General features: G+C 71.0%; 14 protein-coding genes. 9 read left to right on the forward strand and 5 right to left on the reverse strand.

Annotation, left to right across the window (positions count from 1 at the left end):
- The first annotated feature begins 55 nt into the window (after positions 1 to 55).
- The 8 genes from OG594_RS27880 to OG594_RS27915 all read left to right on the forward strand — a co-directional run bounded on the left by OG594_RS27880 (position 56) and on the right by OG594_RS27915 (position 11,046).
- Positions 56 to 460 (forward strand): hypothetical protein, encoded by a 405-nt coding sequence (locus OG594_RS27880; protein ID WP_266604312.1) that lies wholly within the window; start codon positions 56 to 58, stop codon positions 458 to 460.
- A 23-nt stretch (positions 461 to 483) separates the two neighbouring features.
- Entirely contained in the window at positions 484 to 2,538 is a 2,055-nt protein-coding gene (locus OG594_RS27885) for a thioredoxin domain-containing protein (protein ID WP_266604315.1), read from the forward strand.
- A 241-nt stretch (positions 2,539 to 2,779) separates the two neighbouring features.
- Positions 2,780 to 4,150, forward strand: coding sequence for a glycosyltransferase (locus OG594_RS27890; RefSeq protein WP_266604317.1), 1,371 nt, complete (start codon positions 2,780 to 2,782; stop codon positions 4,148 to 4,150).
- A gap of 110 nt (positions 4,151 to 4,260) precedes the next feature.
- Complete coding sequence (locus OG594_RS27895; protein ID WP_266606601.1) at positions 4,261 to 5,877, forward strand: glycosyltransferase family 39 protein; 1,617 nt, start codon at positions 4,261 to 4,263, stop codon at positions 5,875 to 5,877.
- A 6-nt stretch (positions 5,878 to 5,883) separates the two neighbouring features.
- Positions 5,884 to 7,053 carry a glycosyltransferase family 2 protein gene (locus tag OG594_RS27900; protein ID WP_266604319.1) on the forward strand — a complete coding sequence of 390 codons (1,170 nt, stop codon included), beginning with the start codon at positions 5,884 to 5,886 and terminating at the stop codon, positions 7,051 to 7,053.
- Between the two features lie 22 nt (positions 7,054 to 7,075).
- Positions 7,076 to 9,520 carry a galactose oxidase-like domain-containing protein gene (locus OG594_RS27905; RefSeq protein WP_266604321.1) on the forward strand — a complete coding sequence of 815 codons (2,445 nt, stop codon included), beginning with the start codon at positions 7,076 to 7,078 and terminating at the stop codon, positions 9,518 to 9,520.
- A 236-nt stretch (positions 9,521 to 9,756) separates the two neighbouring features.
- Positions 9,757 to 10,776 carry a M4 family metallopeptidase gene (locus OG594_RS27910; RefSeq protein ID WP_266604323.1) on the forward strand — a complete coding sequence of 340 codons (1,020 nt, stop codon included), beginning with the start codon at positions 9,757 to 9,759 and terminating at the stop codon, positions 10,774 to 10,776.
- A 3-nt stretch (positions 10,777 to 10,779) separates the two neighbouring features.
- On the forward strand, positions 10,780 to 11,046 hold the full coding sequence (locus OG594_RS27915; RefSeq protein WP_266604325.1) for a protealysin inhibitor emfourin: 267 nt from the start codon (positions 10,780 to 10,782) through the stop codon (positions 11,044 to 11,046).
- A 93-nt stretch (positions 11,047 to 11,139) separates the two neighbouring features.
- Here OG594_RS27915 and OG594_RS27920 read toward each other — a convergent pair whose 3' ends face one another.
- Positions 11,140 to 11,757 (reverse strand): hemolysin III family protein, encoded by a 618-nt coding sequence (locus OG594_RS27920; RefSeq protein ID WP_266606602.1) that lies wholly within the window; start codon positions 11,755 to 11,757, stop codon positions 11,140 to 11,142.
- A gap of 316 nt (positions 11,758 to 12,073) precedes the next feature.
- Between OG594_RS27920 and OG594_RS27925 the strand changes: the two genes are divergently transcribed.
- Positions 12,074 to 13,909: a phosphoenolpyruvate carboxykinase (GTP) gene (locus OG594_RS27925; RefSeq protein WP_266604327.1), complete on the forward strand. Its 1,836-nt coding sequence runs from the start codon at positions 12,074 to 12,076 to the stop codon at positions 13,907 to 13,909.
- A 113-nt stretch (positions 13,910 to 14,022) separates the two neighbouring features.
- Here the strand turns inward: OG594_RS27925 and OG594_RS27930 are convergent, their stop codons facing one another.
- The 4 genes from OG594_RS27930 to OG594_RS27945 form a co-directional block, all read right to left on the reverse strand.
- On the reverse strand, positions 14,023 to 14,634 hold the full coding sequence (locus tag OG594_RS27930; RefSeq protein ID WP_266604329.1) for a hypothetical protein: 612 nt from the start codon (positions 14,632 to 14,634) through the stop codon (positions 14,023 to 14,025).
- A complete protein-coding gene (locus OG594_RS27935; protein WP_266606603.1) occupies positions 14,621 to 16,186 on the reverse strand; it encodes a substrate-binding and VWA domain-containing protein in 1,566 nt (521 codons plus the stop codon). The genes OG594_RS27930 and OG594_RS27935 overlap by 14 nt, the downstream gene beginning before the upstream one ends.
- 98 nt (positions 16,187 to 16,284) lie before the next feature.
- On the reverse strand, positions 16,285 to 17,472 hold the full coding sequence (locus tag OG594_RS27940; RefSeq protein ID WP_266604331.1) for a toxic anion resistance protein: 1,188 nt from the start codon (positions 17,470 to 17,472) through the stop codon (positions 16,285 to 16,287).
- A complete protein-coding gene (locus tag OG594_RS27945) occupies positions 17,469 to 18,563 on the reverse strand; it encodes a substrate-binding domain-containing protein (protein ID WP_266604333.1) in 1,095 nt (364 codons plus the stop codon). Before OG594_RS27945 ends, OG594_RS27940 begins: the two co-directional genes overlap by 4 nt.
- Positions 18,564 to 18,575 lie beyond the last annotated feature (12 nt).

An 18,575-nucleotide genomic window follows, 5' to 3' on the forward strand; every position in this document is an offset into this window, starting at 1 on the left:
CCAGGCCGGGGGCGGGGGAAGATTTCCCCCGCCCCCGGCCGCATAACATGGCCGAATGATCGATTTCTCCCAGACTTCTTCCGCCGATTTCCTCAAGGCCCTGAAGCAGGGCACGGACGGAGTGTGGTCCGTGGAAGCAGCCGTCTGGCTGCTGGAACGGCACGGCGTCTGGCTGCAGGACCCGCGGCTGCGGCCCTACGTCGAAGGCGGGGTCGAGGACGACGGCACCGTGTGGGCCGGCCTCCCCTTCCGGCGCGTCGGGGACGCGATCGAAGCGGGCGCGTTCGGTGAGGAGTGGGACGAGGACATCGCGGTGCTGAGGATCATCCTCAGCCTGTGGGGGAATTACCCCATCTCGCTCCGCTACACCTGCGAGTACCTCTCCCAGGGGAGCCTCAGCCTGGTGGCGAAGGCCCTGTTCCTCGCCAACGGCTACGACGAGCCGCACCAGCTGTCCTGAGGCGTTTGCGGCAGGATGGCCCCATGCCGAACCGCCTCGCGAACGAGACCTCCCCCTACCTCCTCCAGCACGCCGACAATCCCGTCGACTGGTGGCCGTGGTCGCCCGAGGCCTTCGCCGAGGCACGTGAGCGCGGGGTGCCCGTGCACCTCAGCGTCGGCTATGCGAGTTGCCACTGGTGTCATGTGCTCGCCAGCGAGAGCTTCGAGGACGAACTGACCGCCACCTATATGAACGAACACTTCGTCAACATCAAGGTGGACCGCGAGGAGCGCCCCGACGTCGACGCCGTCTACATGGAAGCCGTGCAGGCCGCCACCGGGCAGGGCGGATGGCCCATGACCGTCTTCATGACCGCCGACGCCGAGCCCTTCTACTTCGGCACCTACTTCCCGCCCGAGCCCCGGCAGGGGATGCCCTCCTTCATGCAGGTGCTCGAAGGGGTGCGGACCGCCTGGGTGGGGCGGCCCGAGGAGGTCGCCGAGGTCGCGCAGCGGATCGTACGGGACCTGGCTGGGCGGGAGTTGGACTACGGGAAGGCCGGGACGCCCGGGCCCGAAGAGCTCGCGCGGGCCTTGCTCGGGCTGGCGCGGGAGTACGACGCCGCGCACGGCGGATTCGGCGGGGCGCCGAAGTTCCCGCCGTCCATGGTGTTGGAGTTCCTGCTGCGCCACCACGCGCGCACCGGGTCCGAGGGCGCGCTCCAGATGGCCGCGGAGACGTGCGAGGCGATGGCGCGCGGCGGGATCTACGACCAGCTCGGGGGCGGGTTCGCGCGGTACTCCGTGGATCGGGAGTGGGTGGTTCCGCATTTCGAGAAGATGCTCTACGACAACGCGCTGCTCTGCCGGGTGTACGCACACCTGTGGCGCGCCACCGGGTCCGATCTCGCGCGCCGGGTCGCGCTGGAGACCGCCGATTTCATGGTCCGGGAGCTGCGCACCGACCAGGGCGGCTTCGCCTCCGCGCTCGACGCCGACAGCGAGGATCCGCTGACCGGGGAGCACGTGGAGGGGGCCTACTACGCCTGGACGCCCGCCCAGTTGCGCGACGTGCTGGGGGAGGCCGACGGGGATCTGGCCGCCGGCTACTTCGGGGTGACCGAGGAGGGGACCTTCGAGCACGGGACGTCCGTGCTGCAGCTGCCCCAGGACGGTCCCGCGGTGGAGGCGGACGGGCTCGCCGGGATCAAGGAGCGGCTGCTGGCCGCGCGGGGCCGGCGGCCCGCGCCCGGGCGGGACGACAAGATCGTCGCCGCATGGAACGGGCTGGCGATCGCCGCGCTCGCCGAGTGCGGGGCGTACTTCGAGCGGCCCGACCTGGTGGAGCGGGCGACCGAGGCGGCCGATCTGCTGGTGCGCGTGCACATGGACGGCCGGGCGCGGCTCTCGCGCACCAGCAAGGACGGGCGGGTCGGCAGCAACGACGGGGTGCTGGAGGACTACGGCGATGTGGCGGAGGGCTTCCTCGCGCTGGCGTCCGTGACCGGCGAGGGGGTCTGGCTGGAGTTCGCCGGGTTCCTCGTCGACCTGGTCCTGGACCGGTTCGCCGCGGAGGACGGGTCGCTGTACGACACGGCGCACGACGCGGAGAAGCTCATCTGCAGGCCGCAGGATCCGACGGACACGGCCGCCCCGTCGGGGTGGACGGCCGCCGCGGGCGCGTTGCTCTCGTACGCGGCGCACACCGGATCGCAGGCGCACCGCACGGCGGCGGAGCGGGCGCTCGGGGTGGTGCACGCGCTCGGGCCGCGGGTGCCGCGCTTCATCGGGCACGGGCTGTCGGTGGCCGAGGCGCTCCTCGACGGGCCGCGTGAGGTGGCGGTCGTCGGCCATCCGGAGGATCCGGCGCTGGCGCTGCTGCACCGGACCGCGTTGCTGGGGACGGCTCCCGGGGCGGTGGTGGCGGTCGGTCTGCCGCGTGCGGCGGACGGCGACGGCGGCGAGTTCCCCCTTCTTGCCGAGCGCACACTCGTGCGCGACCTTCCGACGGCGTATGTGTGTCGACATTTCGTCTGCGCGCGGCCTACGACGGATCCGGTCGAGTTGGCCGAGCAGTTGGGCGTGATTCGCCCCTGAAGCTACCGGAGTAGCGTCAATTCCGGTTGCTTACAGGTGAGTTGAGAAACGTGCTCTTTATCGGCGATGCGGCTGAGTGTCATGTTCACTGCCTAATCTCTTAGCTTCGGGAGTCACCGAGACGGCGCACTGGGGGGTGCGCGCACGGGGGAAGCGGGGGCGGCGGGCCGGGGGGCCCGCCGTGGGCCCCCGGGGGGTTTGCTGATCGCCGCCGGGGGGCGGCGGGTCTGTGGGGGACCTTTTGTACACATCTGTGTTCATCGCTGTCATTTCCCTGGCGCTCTTCTGGATGGCCGCGTTCACGCTCTGGTGGCAGATGCACGCGTGGCGGACCCCCGAGGTGCTCGCCTCCACGCGGTTCGACCGCCCCGACGGGGAGGGCCGCCTCGCGTTCTCGCTGCTACTGCCCGCCCGTCACGAGCAGGCGGTCCTGGAGCACACCATCGACCGGCTGCTGGAGTCGAGCCACACCGACTACGAGATCATCGTGATCGTCGGACACGACGACCCCGGGACGGCCGCCGTCGCCGAACGGGCCGCCGCCCGCGCGCCGGCCCGCGTCCGGGTCGTCGTCGACCACCACGAGACGAAGAACAAGCCGAAGGCCCTCAACACCGCCCTCCCGTCCTGCCGCGGTGACATCGTCGGAGTCTTCGACGCCGAGGACCAGGTCCACCCCGAGCTGCTCGCCCACGTCGACCACGCCTTCCGCTCCACCGGAGCCGACGTGGTCCAGGGCGGGGTCCAGCTGATCAACTTCCACTCCAGCTGGTACAGCCTGCGCAACTGCCTGGAGTACTTCTTCTGGTTCCGCTCCCGGCTGCACCTGCACGCCGAGAAGGGCTTCATTCCGCTGGGCGGCAACACCGTCTTCGTGCGCACCGAGGTGTTGCGCGAGGCCGGCGGCTGGGACCAGAACTGTCTCGCCGAGGACTGCGACCTCGGGGTGCGGCTGTCGTCGGTCGGCAAGAAGGTCGTCGTTGCCTACGACTCCGACATGGTCACCCGCGAGGAGACGCCCGGCTCGCTGGTGAGCCTGCTCAAGCAGCGCACCCGCTGGAACCAGGGGTTCCTTCAGGTGTACCGGAAGAAGGACTGGCAGCAGCTGCCCGGGCGCGGACAGCGCTGGCTGGCCCGCTACACGCTGATGACGCCCTTCATGCAGGCCGCGTCCGGAGTGATCATTCCGCTCAACTTCGCCGTCGCGGTCCTCCTCGACGTGCCCGTCGGCATCGCGATCATCACCTTCCTCCCCATGATCACGGCGATGGTGACCTTCGTGTTCGAGATCGTCGGCCTGCACGACTTCGGCCGCCAGTACGGTCTGCGCGTCCGTCTCGTGCACTACGTCAAGCTCGTCGTCGGCGGCCCGTTCTACCAGGTGATGCTCGCGGGCGCCGCGATCCGTGCGGTCTGGCGCGAGCAGCGCGGCCGCAACGAGTGGGAGCTGACCAGCCACACCGGCGCCCACCTGACGGCCACCGCCACGGCCACGGCGACCGCCACGGCCGTCGCCACCGCGCCTGCCGCCGCGCCCGCGCCCGTCCCCGCCACCGCCGCATCCGGTGTCGTCTCCGCCTCCACCGCGATCCGAGAGGACGGCCGCCAGTGACCGCCACCCTGCCCACGGCCACGGATCCCCAGCCCGAGACCGAGACCGAGCCCGAGACCGAGACCGTCACCGCCCCGGCCCGGCGGACGCCCGCCGCCGGTGGCCTCGGGGTGCGCCCGGCCGCGCCCGCCCGGCCGCTCGTGCGCTTCCGCTCCTCCCGCCCGGACCTGCTGCTGTGCGGCGCCCTGCTGCTGGTGATCGTGCTGGTCCAAGGCTGGAACATCACGAACTTCCCGACCCTGAGCGACGACGAGGGCACCTACCTCGCGCAGGCCTGGGCCGTCCAGCAGGGCGACGGCCTCGCCCACTACACGTACTGGTACGACCATCCGCCGCTCGGCTGGATCCAGGTCGCGGGCCTGACGTACCTGCCGTCGCTCTTCGTGCCCGACTCGATGACCGTCGCGCCGATGCGGTTCTCGATGCTCGCCGTCTCCGCCACCAGCTCCGTGCTGCTCTACGTCCTGGCGCGCAGGCTGTGGCTGCCGCGCTGGGCGGCCGGGCTCGCGATGGCCCTCTTCGGGCTGTCGCCGCTCTCCGTGGTCCTCCAGCGGGAGATCTTCCTCGACAACCTCGCCGTGATGTGGATGCTGCTGGCCTTCTGCCTCGCCGCGTCCCCGAACCGCCACCTGTGGCACCACTTCGGCTCCGGACTGGCGGCCGCCACCGCCGTCCTGACCAAGGAGACGATGCTGGTGGTGCTTCCGGCCCTGCTGGTGACGATGTGGCGCCACAGCCACCGCGACACCCGCAAGTTCGCGGTCACCGGAGCGATCACCGCCTGCGTGCTGATCGGGCTGTCGTACCCGCTGTACGCCCTGCTCAACGGCGAGCTGCTGCCCGGCTCCGGGCACGTCTCGCTCATCGACGGCATCACCTACCAGATGGGCCGCGAGGGCTCCGGCTTCATCCTCACTCCCGGCTCCGGCTCGAACGGTGTGTTCCGGTCCTGGCTCTACTACGACACCGTCCTGCCGCTCGGCGGGCTGGCCGGCGCCGTCCTGCTGCTGGCCACCACCCTCCCCCGAGCTCTCGGCTTCGCTCGCGCAGGGGGGACCCCCACGTCCGTCACCGCCCGGGCGCTGGCCGGCCCCGCGCTCGCCGCCGTGATCCTCGCCGCCGTGGCGATGCGCCCCTCCGGCTACCTGCCGGCGATGTACGTGATCCAGGCGCTGCCGTTCCTCGCGCTCGTCCTGGCCGGGGGCGCGGCCAGCACCGCGCACGCCGTGCTGCACCGCCGCCGCGGCCCCGGGGAGCGCAGGCCGCTGGTGTGGGCGCGCTGGGCCCTGCTCGGCGTGCTCGCCGCATCGGCCGCGGCGTACGTGCTGCCGCGCTGGTACGACGGCAACCGCACCGCGCTGACGGTGGACGCGAACGCCCCGTACCGGCAGGCCGCGGCCTGGCTCGGCAGCGAGGTCGCCGATCCGGCGAACACGCGGGTGCTGCTGGACGACGCGCTCTGGCTGGACGCGGTGCACCACGGCTTCCAGCCCGGCCTCGGCGCGATCTGGTTCTACAAGGCGGACCTCGACCCGGCCGTCACCAAGACCCTGCCGCGGGGCTGGCAGGACATCGACTACGTGGTCTCCTCGCCCACCGTGCGCCGTGACGCGGTGAACCTGCCCCGGGTGCAGGCGGCCCTGGAGCATTCGACGGTGGTGGCGGTCTTCGGGTCGGGCGAGGACCGCATCGAGATACGCCGGACCGACCGAACGAGTGGGAGCTGAGCGCGCATGAGCGAGGACCTGTGGCCCCTCCGTGCCCCGATCGATCCGGACCTCACCCTTCCGCAGGTGGTGACCGGCAGCGTCACCCTCATCATCCCGACCTTCAACGAGGCGGGGAACATCGCCGAGTTGCTGCGCCGGCTCGCTGACGCACTGCCCGACCCCGCACACCTGCCCTGCGAAGTGCTGTTCGTGGACGACTCCACGGACGACACCCCGGCCGTCATTGAGAAGGCCGCCGCCGACCACCCCTTCCCGGTGTCCGTCCTGCACCGGGAGACGGCCGACGGCGGGCTCGGCGGCGCCGTCGTCGAAGGGGTCAAGCGCGCGGACACCGACTGGATCGTCGTCATGGACGCCGACCTCCAACACCCGCCCCGCCTGGTCCCCGAACTCGTCGGCGAGGGCGTGCGCACCGGCGCCGACCTCGTCGTCGCCTCCCGCTACATCAGCGGCGGCAGCCGGGCCGGGCTCGCCGGGAGCTACCGCGTCGCCGTCTCCCGCGCCGCGACCTGGCTGACGAAGGGGCTCTTCCCGCGCGCGCTGCGCGGGATCAGCGACCCCATGAGCGGCTTCTTCGCGATGCGCCGCTCCGTCGTCACCGCGGAGGCCCTCAAGCCGCTGGGCTACAAGATCCTGCTGGAGCTGGCGGTGCGCTGCCGCCCCGGCAAGGTCGCGGAGGTGCCGTTCGTCTTCCAGGACCGCTACGCGGGGGAGTCGAAGTCCACCGCCCGCGAGGGCATGCGCTTCCTCGCCCACCTCGCCTCGCTGCGCTCGGCCGCCCCCCTGGCCCGCATGATCGGCTTCGGGCTGATCGGGCTCTCCGGCTTCGTCCCGAACCTGGCCGCGCTCTGGCTGCTCACCCGTGCGGGGATGCACTACCTGCCGGCCGAGATCGTCGCCAACCAGGCGGGGGTCCTGTGGAACTTCCTGCTCATCGAGACCCTGCTCTTCCGCGACCGGCGCCGGCACCGGCACTGGGCGGACCGGGTCGGGCGCTTCGCGCTGCTCGCCAACGCCGATCTGCTGCTGCGCATTCCACTGATCGCGGTGTTCGTCGCCGAGCTCGGGATGGAGGTGCTGCCCGCCACCGCCCTCGCGCTGGTGACCACCTTCGTCCTGCGGTTCGCGGCCACCGAGGCCCTCGTCTATCTGCCGCGCCACACCAGGAGTTGAGCCGCACAGAAAGGACCTTTCCATGCGTCTGACGATCCGACGGCGAGCGGGGCGGCGGGCCGCCCTGCTCGCCGTCGGGGCGATGACCGCGAGCCTGCTGCTCACCGCACCGCAGCAAGCCACGGCCGGTCCGCCCAACCTGCTCTCCAACCCCGGTTTCGAGACCGCCGGCGCCGCCGGCTCCGACATGCCGTCCTGCTGGTCCAAGTCCGGCTGGGGCGACAACGACTTCACCTTCTCCACCGTCGCCGACGCGCACGGCGGCACCAAGGCGATGAAGGTCTCGCTCACCCGCCGCGTGAACGGCGACCGCAAGGCGCTGGTCACCGAGAACAGCACCTGCGCCCCGACCGTCACGCCGGGCAAGCAGTACGACCTGTCCGCCTGGTACAAGTCGAACACCCCGGACGTGTCGGTGACCGTCTTCCGCCGTGACACGACGGCGGGCTGGCAGTACTGGACCGACCTGCAGAACCCGCCCGTCAGCGCGGCCTGGGCGCGTACGGAGGTCCGTACGCCGGCCGTTCCGCCGGGCACCGACAAGATCGCGTGGGGTCTGTCGGTCTACGGGGTGGGCACGCTCACCACCGACGACTACGCGCTGGAGGAGGTGGGCGCCGTCCCGCCGCAACCGGCCTGTTCGGGGACCGCGGAGGAGTGCGCCAAGGGCAAGTGGCAGGTCATCCCGGCGCAGAACCCGGTGCGTTCGATGCACGCGGTGGTACTGAACGGGGGCACCTCCCAGGCCGGAGGCTCTGGGGGCGGAAAGGTGCTGCTGATCGCGGGCTCGGGCAACGACATCGCCCAGTTCAACGCGGGCACCTTCACCTCCGCCGTCTACGACCCGGCGAACGGGTCCTTCAAGACGATCCCGACCCCCGTCGACATGTTCTGCGCGGGCCACGTGCAGCTGGCGGACGGCCGGGTGTTGGTGATGAGCGGCAACAAGGGGTACCCGTCGGCCGACGGCAAGATCGGCTACCAGGGGCTGAAGGACTCGTACACCTTCGACCCGACCACCGAGACGTACACGAGGACGAACGACATGAACGGCGGGCACTGGTACCCGTCGGCGACGATCCTCGGCAACGGTGACGTGATCTCCTTCGGCGGGCTGAAGGAGGACTCCACGGGCAACGTGACGGCGGAGAAGTTCTCGGCGGCGCAGAACAAGTGGCTGCCGATGAACGAGGTCAACCAGACCTGGTCGTACTGGGGCCTGTATCCGTCGATGATCCTGATGCAGGACGGCCGGCTCTTCTACTCGGGCAGCCACACCTTCGGCAACGGCACCCCGGGCACCGGGGCGTCGATCTACGACTACGACGCCAACACCATCACCGACGTGCCGGGCCTGCGGAACAAGGACGAGCGGGACGAGTCGGCGAGCGTACTGCTGCCCCCGGCCCAGGACCAGCGGGTGCTCACCATCGGCGGCGGCAACAACGAGCGCAATCCGGCGGCCAACCGGCTCACCGACATCATCGACCTCAAGCAGCCCAGCCCCGCCTACACGGCCGGCCCGCCGATCCCGCAGGGCCTGGTCGACCAGGGCCAGGGCAAGCGGCCGCAGACCGGCGCCGAGGGCAAGATGTTCGTGTCGGCGGTGCTGCTGCCGGACGGCAAGGTGCTGGAGACCGGCGGCGGACTGCACGACCGGGCCGACCCGGTCTTCGAGGCCTCCTTCTTCGACCCGACGACCAACACCTACCAGGCGGGTCTCGCCACCGACCCGATCCCGCGGACCTACCACTCGGCGTCGTTCCTGATGCCGGACGGCCGGGTCATGTCCGTCGGCGACAACCCGGGCAACGGGACCTACAACCACAACGTGTCGATCTACACCCCGCCCTACCTCTTCAAGGGCGCCCGCCCGCAGATCACCTCGGTGATCGACACGCAGTGGGTGTACGGGGACACGCAGCGGATCACCGTCAACCGGCCGGTCGCCAAGGCGGAGCTGATCCGTCCGGCGGCGGTCACCCACTCCTCGGACCCGAACCAGCGGTTCGTGGACCTGCCCATGACCGTCGACGGCACCACCATCGACCTGAACGTCACGAGCAACCCCAACCTGGCGCCGCCCGGCTGGTACATGCTCTTCGCGGTCGACGCGAACGGCGTCCCGTCGATCGCGACCTGGGTGCACCTCGGCGGCCCGTCCGCGCTCGCCGCCACCCAGGAGCAGCCCTCCGCGCACGAGCACACCTTCGCCGACGCGCTGGGTCCCGCCAAGGACAACCCGGCGAAGCGGGACTCCGCCCCGGTCGCGCCGAGCGCGGCCGGCTGCGACCGGCACTACGGCACGGCCAACGTGTGCGTACCGACCCGCTTCCCGGCCGAGGTGCGGGAGACGACGAAGGCCCGCTGCGACTGGCTGGCCTCCCACACGTACCCGAAGCGCCTCAAGGTCAACGGCAGCGATCCGCTGCGCCTGGACCCCGACCGCGACGGCTACGCCTGCTAGGCCGTAGCCGCTCGCGCAGGACGGGGCCCGGCCGCGCACGGCGGCCGGGCCCCGGCGTACAGGGCTGTTCGGACCAATCGGGCGGGGCGTGCGGGTGAGATTCCGGGGCGATGCGTGACCCCGGCCGTCCGGGGGCGACACCTTCGTTCGCTGTGGACACCACTCACATCCCCGTCAGCGGGGAACACAGGGCACCGGAATCCGAGCGCTGCGTCTGCGGCATCCTGCCCCCCTTCGTGCTCGAGAGACTGACCGAAGACGACGACCCCAGGGTCCGCGAGGCCGCCGAGAAGACCCTCTCGGTCGACGCCGAGCTCCGACAGAAGCGAAAGGACGCGCCCAGAGAGGTGGAGGGGGCCGTGCCGGCGGGCGCGGCCGTCCTCCAGCGGACGATCTTCGACACGCACAACACCAGGCAGCTGCCCGGCGAGCAGGTCAGGGCCGAGGGCGAAGACCCGGTGCTGGACGGCACGGTCAACCGGGCCTACAACATCCTCGGCCTCACCTTCACCTTCTTCGAGGAGGTGTACGGCCGTCGTTCGATCGACGACGCCAACCTGCCGCTGGACGCGACCGTCCACTACCGCCGCAAGTACAACAACGCCCTCTGGGACGGCCAATCCATGATCTTCGGCGACGGAGACGGCTTGGTCTGGAACGACTTCACGCTCGATACCGCCGTCATCGCCCACGAGATGACCCACGGAATCACGCAGTTCACCGCGGACCTGGTCTACGAGGACCAGTCCGGCGCCCTCAACGAGTCGGTCTCCGACGTCTTCGGCAGCCTGGTCAAGCAGTTCGCCCGCGGTCAGACCGCGGAAGAGGCCGACTGGCTGATCGGTGCCGGCCTCTTCACCCCCCTGGTGCGGGGGCAGGCCCTGCGCTCTTTGAGGGCGCCCGGTACCGCCTTCACCGACGACCGCGTCTGGCGGGGCGGGGATCCGCAGCCGGCCCACATGGACGGGTTCGTGGAAACCGACCTCGACGGGGGCGGCGTCCACATCAACTCCGGCATCCCGAACCACGCCTTCTACCTGATCGCGACCGAGATCGGGGGCTTCGCCTGGGAGAGGGCGGGACAGATCTGGTACGACACCCTCACCTCCGGCGAGCTGCCCCAGCGCGCCACCTTCCGGCAGTTCGCCCAGGCCACGGCCGAGGCCACGAAGAAGCGGTTCGGGCAGGGGCTGGAACTGGAGACGGTCCTCAAGGCGTGGGCCCACGTCGGCGTGAACGGCAACAACCATGGCTGAGCCGTGCGCATCCGCGTGACGAGGAGCGGCGGCTTCGCCGGTTTCCCGGCCACGGCGGAGCTGGAGACGACCGGTCGGCCCGACGCGGCCGAGCTGGAGCGCCTCGCGACGGCGGTCCTCGCCCAGGCGGGGCCGGGGCCCGCCGCAGGCGTACCGGACGGCTACCAGTACTCCGTGACCGTGGACGACCGTACGGTCGCCTTCGCCGACCCGAAGATCACTGACGAACAGGAGGAGCTGGTCGAACGGGTCCTGCGGGACGGCGCGTAACCGGGCCACCCGCATTCCGCATTCCGCATCCCGCATCCCGCATCCCGGTGCGCCGCCCCCGGCCACCGGAATGCGGGTCCCGGCCCGCACCGCTCAGTGCTGGTACGCGGCGAGCGAGATGCCGACGTAATGGGCCACGAAGGCCGCCAGGGTCAGCGAGTGGAAGACCTCGTGGAAGCCGAAGAACCGCGGGGAGGGGTTCGGGCGCTTCATGCCGTAGATGACCCCGCCCACGCTGTAGAGGAGGCCGCCGACGATCACCAGGACCAGGACGGCGATGCCGCCGGTGCGCATGAAGTCGGGCAGGAAGAAGACCGCCGCCCAGCCCATGGCGATGTAGCAGGGGGTGTAGAGCCAGCGCGGGGCGCCGACCCAGAAGACCCGGAAGGCGATGCCGGCGGCGGCCGCGATCCACACCGCCCACAGCAGGGTCCGCCCGGTGGAGGGCGGCAGCAGCAGGACGGTCAGCGGGGTGTAGGTGCCCGCGATGATCAGGAAGATGTTGGCGTGGTCCAGCCGTCGCAGGATGGCCTCGCCGCGCGGCCCCCAGGTGCCGCGGTGGTAGACCGCGCTGACGCCGAAGAGCAGGCAGGCGGTGAGGATGTAGACCCCGCAGGCGACCCGTGCTTTCGTCGAGTCGGTGAAGGCCATCAGCGCCAGGCCCGCGATGATCACGGCGGGGAACATCCCGAGGTGCAGCCAGCCGCGCATCAGCGGCTTCTCCTCCAGGGCGGTCTCCGCCGCCTCCAGGGCCTCGACTACCGGTGTGGCCTCGGCGGCCGGGACGGCGGCGGCATCAGAAGTCATGCGCGCCATGCTACCTACGGGTCCGTAGGTTTCCGTTAGTGGTCTTTACGGAAGATTGACGGACGTGGCAATGCTCACGTGAGAGGCCCTCTGGACATATGCGCACATCCACCGGATGATCAGATGAGTGCGGTCGACACCGGATGAGCGGAGCGCGAAGCGTCCGGGTCGCAGCCCCCACGGGGCCTACACCAAACAAACCCCTCAACAAGGAGCAATCGTGGCGCGCGACAACGCGGCTCCCACCAGTTCGACTCTTCCCACCAATCATGCAGAGCTCATTTCCTGGGTGGACGAGATCGCTGCCCTCACCCAGCCGGACCGCGTCGTCTGGTGCGACGGCTCCGAGTCCGAGTACGAGCGCCTGTGCGAGGAGCTCGTCGCCAAGGGCACGTTCAAGAAGCTCGACGAGACGAAGCGCCCGAACTCGTACTACGCCGCCTCCGACCCGTCCGACGTCGCGCGCGTCGAGGACCGGACCTTCATCTGCTCCGAGAAGGAGGAGGACGCGGGCCCGACCAACCACTGGAAGGCCCCCGCGGAGATGAAGGAGATCTTCGCCGGGCAGGAAGGTATCTTCCGCGGCTCCATGAAGGGCCGGACGATGTACGTCGTCCCGTTCTGCATGGGCCCCCTCGGCTCCGAGCTCTCCGCGATCGGCGTCGAGATCACCGACTCCGCCTACGTCGCCGTCGCCATGCGCACCATGACCCGCATGGGCAAGCCCGTCCTCGACGAGCTCGGCACCGACGGGTTCTTCGTCAAGGCCGTCCACACCCTCGGCGCTCCGCTCGCCGAGGGCGAGGCCGACGTGCCGTGGCCCTGCAACACCACCAAGTACATCTCGCACTTCCCGGAGACCCGCGAGATCTGGTCCTACGGATCCGGCTACGGCGGCAACGCCCTCCTCGGCAAGAAGTGCTACGCCCTGCGCATCGCGTCCGTCATGGCCCGCGACGAGGGCTGGCTCGCCGAGCACATGCTGATCCTCAAGCTCACCCCGCCGGCCGGCGAGGGCGAGACGAAGTACGTTGCGGCCGCCTTCCCGTCCGCGTGCGGCAAGACCAACCTGGCCATGCTGGAGCCCACGATCTCCGGCTGGACCGTCGAGACCATCGGCGACGACATCGCCTGGATGCGCTTCGGCGAGGACGGTCGCCTCTACGCGATCAACCCCGAGGCCGGCTTCTTCGGCGTCGCCCCCGGCACCGGCGAGCACACCAACGCCAACGCCATGAAGACCATGTACGCGAACACCGTCTTCACCAACGTCGCGCTCACCGACGACGGCGACGTGTGGTGGGAGGGCATGACCGAAGAGGCGCCCGCGCACCTCATCGACTGGAAGGGCAACGACTGGACTCCGGCCTCGGAGACCCCGGCCGCCCACCCCAACGCCCGCTTCGCCGTCCCGGCCTCCCAGTGCCCGACGATCGCCGCCGAGTGGGAGGACCCCAAGGGCGTCCCGATCTCCGCGATCCTCTTCGGCGGCCGCCGCGCCTCCGCCGTCCCGCTGGTCACCGAGTCCTTCGACTGGAACCACGGCGTCTTCATCGGCTCGAACATCGCCTCCGAGAAGACCGCCGCCGCCGAGGGCAAGGTCGGCGAGCTGCGCCGCGACCCCTTCGCCATGCTGCCGTTCTGCGGCTACAACATGGGCGACTACATGGGCCACTGGGTCAAGGTCGGCGCCGACAAGGACCAGGCCAAGCTCCCGAAGATCTACTACGTGAACTGGTTCCGCAAGAACGACGCGGGCAAGTTCGTGTGGCCCGGCTTCGGCGAGAACAGCCGCGTCCTGAAGTGGATCGTCGGCCGCCTCGACGGCACCGCCGAAGGCGTGGAGACCCCCATCGGCATCCTGCCGACCAAGGACTCCCTCGACCTCGACGGCCTGGACCTCCCGGCCGAGGACCTCGACTTCCTCCTCACCGTGGACAAGGAGGTCTGGCGCGAGGAGGCCGCCCTGGTCCCCGAGCACCTCAACACCTACGGCGACCACACTCCCAAGGAGCTGTGGGACCAGTACCACGCACTCGTGGAGCGCCTGGGCTGAGCCAGGACGCGCCCTGAAGAAGGGCCGATGAACGTGGGAGCCCCCGACCAAGCGGCGCCCACCGCTGTGGGAGCCCCCGACCAAGCGGCGCCCACCGCAGCACATGACCGACCTCAGGAGCGTCCGCGCTCCTCCAGGTAGGCCGTGTGCGTCTGTTGACGGCGGGCCTCCACCTCGTGGAGGCCCGCCGTTACGCGTTGCGCCTCCTCGTGCAGCAGCCCCAGCTGCCGCTCCAGGTGCCGCTCCGGCGACTCCCCGCCCGGCGTCATCCGGCTCCACCAGCGGGTCCGGTTGTACGCGTCCACGCTCTCCGGGACGTCCTGCCGGACCGCCCGGGACACCGCGTGCACCGCCTCCGGCTCGGTGACCAGCACATCGGCCACCCACCCCGGCTCCAGCAGCGCCCCGTACAGCTCCAGCAGCTCGGCGAGCGCCTCCTCGGCCCCCGGGGGCAGCTCCACCTCGGCGACGTACGCCCGCAGCCGCCCGAGGTCCTCGCGCAGGACGTCGAGCTCCTCACGCGGGTCGAAGGGCGGCGGCGCCGTCCGCTCCGGCGGGGCGATCAGCGCGCCCGCCCCGTACAGCCCCGCGATCACCACCGGCCAGTACGCACCGGCCACCCCGGCGAGGGTGAGGGCCAGGCCGGCCAGGCCGCAGGCGGAGCCGGCCAGGTTCTTCTTCGACTCCAGGTACGTCAGGACCCCGGTCGCCCTACTGGTAGCCACGGATCTCCTCGAAGGCTCCGGCCAGCGAGCCGTTCCCGCCGGTGGCGTCGAAGAGCCGGCCGCCGGTCAGTTCGGTGATGTGGGTGAGCTCCTTGCGGTCCGAGTCGCCGAACAGCACGGCGAAGACCGGCGTCCGCTGCTGCGCCTCCGGCAGCCCCGCGTAGAAGGAGTCGAAGTGCTTGGCCCCGACGCCCTCGGTGTTCTCGCCGTCCGTCATCAGCACGATCGAGGTGAAGGCGTCCGCGGGGCCCTTGCCCAGCTGCTGGTACGCCGCCTCCAGGCTGCCGTAGACCGCAGTCCCGCCCTCCGGTTCCAGCGACTTCACGTCGCGGCGGATCGCGTCCAGGGCCGGCCCGGGATTGCCCGGCTCCACCACGTGCGTGTTCACCTCCTTCACCTTCGACCCGAAGGGCAGCAGCGTCACCTCCTCGCGGTCCCGGAACCGCTGCCCGGTGCCCGAGCTCCCCGAGCCCGTCAGATCGGTGAGCGCCGACTTCAGCCGCCCGATCCGGTCCTCCTCGCTCATCGAACCCGAGGTGTCCAGGACGTAGACCGTCCGCGAGGGCCGGCGCAGCTCGTTCTCGTACGAGGCGAGCAGCCCGTCGGCTACGACGCGCGAACCGGGGAAGGGCAGTTCGCGCCGCTTCTCCTGGTCCAGCCCGGCGGCCGGGGCCACCCCGGCCGCGACCGGGCGGCGCAAGGTCCGGTCGGTGATCGCCTGCTGCGCCTCCGGGCCCCGCAGGTAGTCCGTCAGCGCCCGCCCCGCATCACGGGCCCCGGCCGGGGCCGAGGTCAGCAGGGTGAGCGGGTAGTGGGCGGTGACCACACCGTCGCGCGGCCGGACCACCGTCAGCGGAGCTCCGGCCCCCTTCGCGTCCCGGTTCATGGACAGCAGCACCGACTCGTAGTTCACCAGCGCGTCCACGTCCCCGCGCTTGCCGTACGCGGTGACGAGCCAGCCCGAGGAGCCCGACGTCAGCTTCTGCCCGGCGAAGAACTCCTTCAGGCGGGGCGTGGCCGCCCTCACGTCCGCGTCGCTCAGCGCCGCCTGTGCGCCCGACAGCCCCGAGGCCACCGAGACCAGCGCGGAGAAACCCGAGTTGGAGCGCACCGGGTCGGTCATCCCGTAGGTCAGCTTCCCGGCGGCGACGGCCTCGTGCACCGCCGGCCAGGTGACCTCCTCGGGCTTCCAGCCGAGCCGGGCCAGCGCCTCCGGCTTCACGCCGAGGGCGACGGGCGAGGACATCACCGGGGTCTCGCTGGAGAGCTTCCCGGCGGCCTCGGGCCGTAGCCGCAGGTAGTCGTTGGAGGAGAGCCAGATCGCGTCGTACGCGCCGTCGGCCTTCCCGGAGGCGACCTGCTCGGCGGCGTCCAGCGTCCCGGACCAGGTCAGCTTCACGGTGACCCCGGTCGCTTTGCGGGCCTGCTCCAGCACCGGCTCCATGTCCGCGAGCTCACTGGAGGCCAGCACCCGCAGCGTGCCCTCCTTGTAGGCCGTCTCCGTCGGCCCGGCCGTACCCCCGGAGGTGCAGGCCGTCGCCGCCGCGAGCACGACGAGGGCGAGCGCGAAGCCCGTCCGGCCCCGCCGACGCCCGGGGTGCGGGGGCCGGGGCGGAGCCCCCGCCGCCGCGCGTACCCGCCCGGCCGCGCTCACCGGTCACCGCCCTCGAGCGCACCGGCGGTCCGCGTCCGCGCGAGGTACGCCGACGCACCGTGCAGCTCGCCGGCCAGCGACTCCACCGTCGCCGCCATGTTCTGCGTCGCCTGCACCTTGAAGGCGTCGATCGCGTCCAGCGTCTTGTAGATCTGCGTGAACGCCGTCCGCAGCGTCTCCGCCCCCACCGCCGGATCGGCCGCGATCCGCTGGATCTCGCCGCTCTGTGTGGACAGCATCTCCGCGTTGCCCCGGATCAGCTCCTCGGTGGTCCCCTTCAGGGCGTTGACCTGCTCGATCACCGTGCGCTGGCGGTCGAGGGCCGAGGCCAGCATCACGGCGATCCGCAGCGCGGACACGGTGGTGGTGGCGGCCCGGTCGACACCCTTGATCAACTCGTCGTTGCTGCGCCGGACCACGTCCATCGCCAGGTATCCCTGGGCGCAGACGGCCAGCTGCGTCAGCAGGTCCTGGTGCTTCTGCCGGACCGGGAAGAGCACGTCCGCGCGCATCGTGTCGGCCGTACCCGGATCGGTGTGCTCCGCCTCGGCGACCCGCTGCTCGACGGCGCCGTCCAGGGCCTCGGTCAGGACCGCGTACTCCTGGAGCTTGCCCATCGTTTCCCACAGGCGCGCGCGCTCGGTGTGCAGGGCCGCGTTGTCGCGGCGCAGTTCGTCCTGACCGCTGCGGAGCGAGCCCACGATCTTGTTGAGGGTGGCCTGCGAGGAGGCGTACTTCGCCACGTGGTCGCGGAACTTGTTGCCGCCCGGCAGCTTCGCGAGCAGCTTGCGGGCGCCCTTGGCGGGCGTGTCCCGCGGGTCGAGGTCCTCGACCGTGCGCCGCAGTTCCACGAGGGAGCCGGCGACCCGGGCCTGGGCGTCACCGCCGCCGTCGGAGCCGAGCGAGCGCACGGCCCGCTCCAGCATCCGGTTGGACTGCTGGGCGGCGCTGCGGATGTCGGCCTGGCCCAGGGCGGCTATCTCGCCGATGCGCTGGGCGAACTCGGGGGAGCGGGCGTCGATCGCGGCGAGCGAGCCGACGTACTCCCCGGCCCGGCGGGCCATCTCCTCGCGGACGCCGTCCTGGAGCGGGACCAGCCCGGCGGCCTGCTCCTTGCGCACGGGGGCGACGGGTTCCGGAGGACTCAGGTGGAAGGACGTGTCCTCGGGCGGTGTCAGTGTCATGGCGTGTCCCCCTGGCCCTTGGCGCGCTGGGCCAGCGCCATCAGGATCTTGACGGTGGGCGTGCCGACCTGGCGGATGCCGGCCAGCCCCGTGTTGAGGTGGGCGGTGTGCGGAGCCGTCGCGGCGGCGAACTCGGCCACGCCCTCCTGCGGGCGGAACCCGCGGAGCACGGCCAGTTCGCGCAGCTTCGGATCGGTGGCGAGGAGGGCGCCCAGCTCCCTCGCCCGCTCGGTCAGCGGCACGAAGGTGTGCGCCGAGTTGACGGTGGTGTCCGGGTAGAGCACGACCATGTCGCCCGGATCCTGCTTCTGCATCAGCAGCGAGGCCACCTGCGACTCGTACACCAGGATCAGCGGTTCGCCGCTGCCGCTGATGAAGGCCCGGAAGGGGTCGTCTGTGCTGGGCTCCAGCGCGCCCTGGACGGAGATCAGCTTGCGCATCAGCGGCGCGGTGCGGGCGATGCCGGCGTCGTCGGCGACCACGGTGTTGCCGTTCGCCACGTTGGACGTGGCGGCGAGGAAGAGGGCGCCGGAGTTGGAGGAGGACGGGTCGGTGGTCTTGATGAACACCGTGCCGGTCAGCTCGGCGTGGGCCGCGGAGCCGGGTAGCTGCTGCCAGGTGCGGTCCTCGCCGGCGGCCTTGAGGAAGGGCCCCATGAGCAGGGTCCCGGAGTTCTTGCCGGCCATCTTGGCGAGGCCGTTGGCGGCCAGTACCTCGGCCGCGCCGGGGCGGGCGATGACGACGAGGGGGGAGAAGAACGGCTTGGTCTCCTGGACCCCCTTGAGCCCGGCGGCGGCCGCGACCTCCTTGGCGGGTTCACTGCTGCTGGGGAAGGCGAAGTCGAATTCCTTGAGGGCGAGTTGGTCCATCGCCCAGGAGCCCGAGGTCTCCGTCTTGACGGTGTAGCCCTTGGCGGCAAGGGCCTTGACGACGTCGGGGTCGCGGAAGAATTCGGACTTCTCCGAGCCGATGACGCCACGCACGGTCTTCGTTGCCGTGGTTTCTGGGTGATCCTGCCCCTGGAACGCGACGACGTAGAGCACGCCGCCGATCAGGAGGAGGCCCAGGACGATTCCTAGGATGCGTCTCACGGGTGCAGCGTG

This window comes from Streptomyces sp. NBC_01214 (genome assembly GCF_026340975.1).
Classification (GTDB): domain Bacteria; phylum Actinomycetota; class Actinomycetes; order Streptomycetales; family Streptomycetaceae; genus Streptomyces.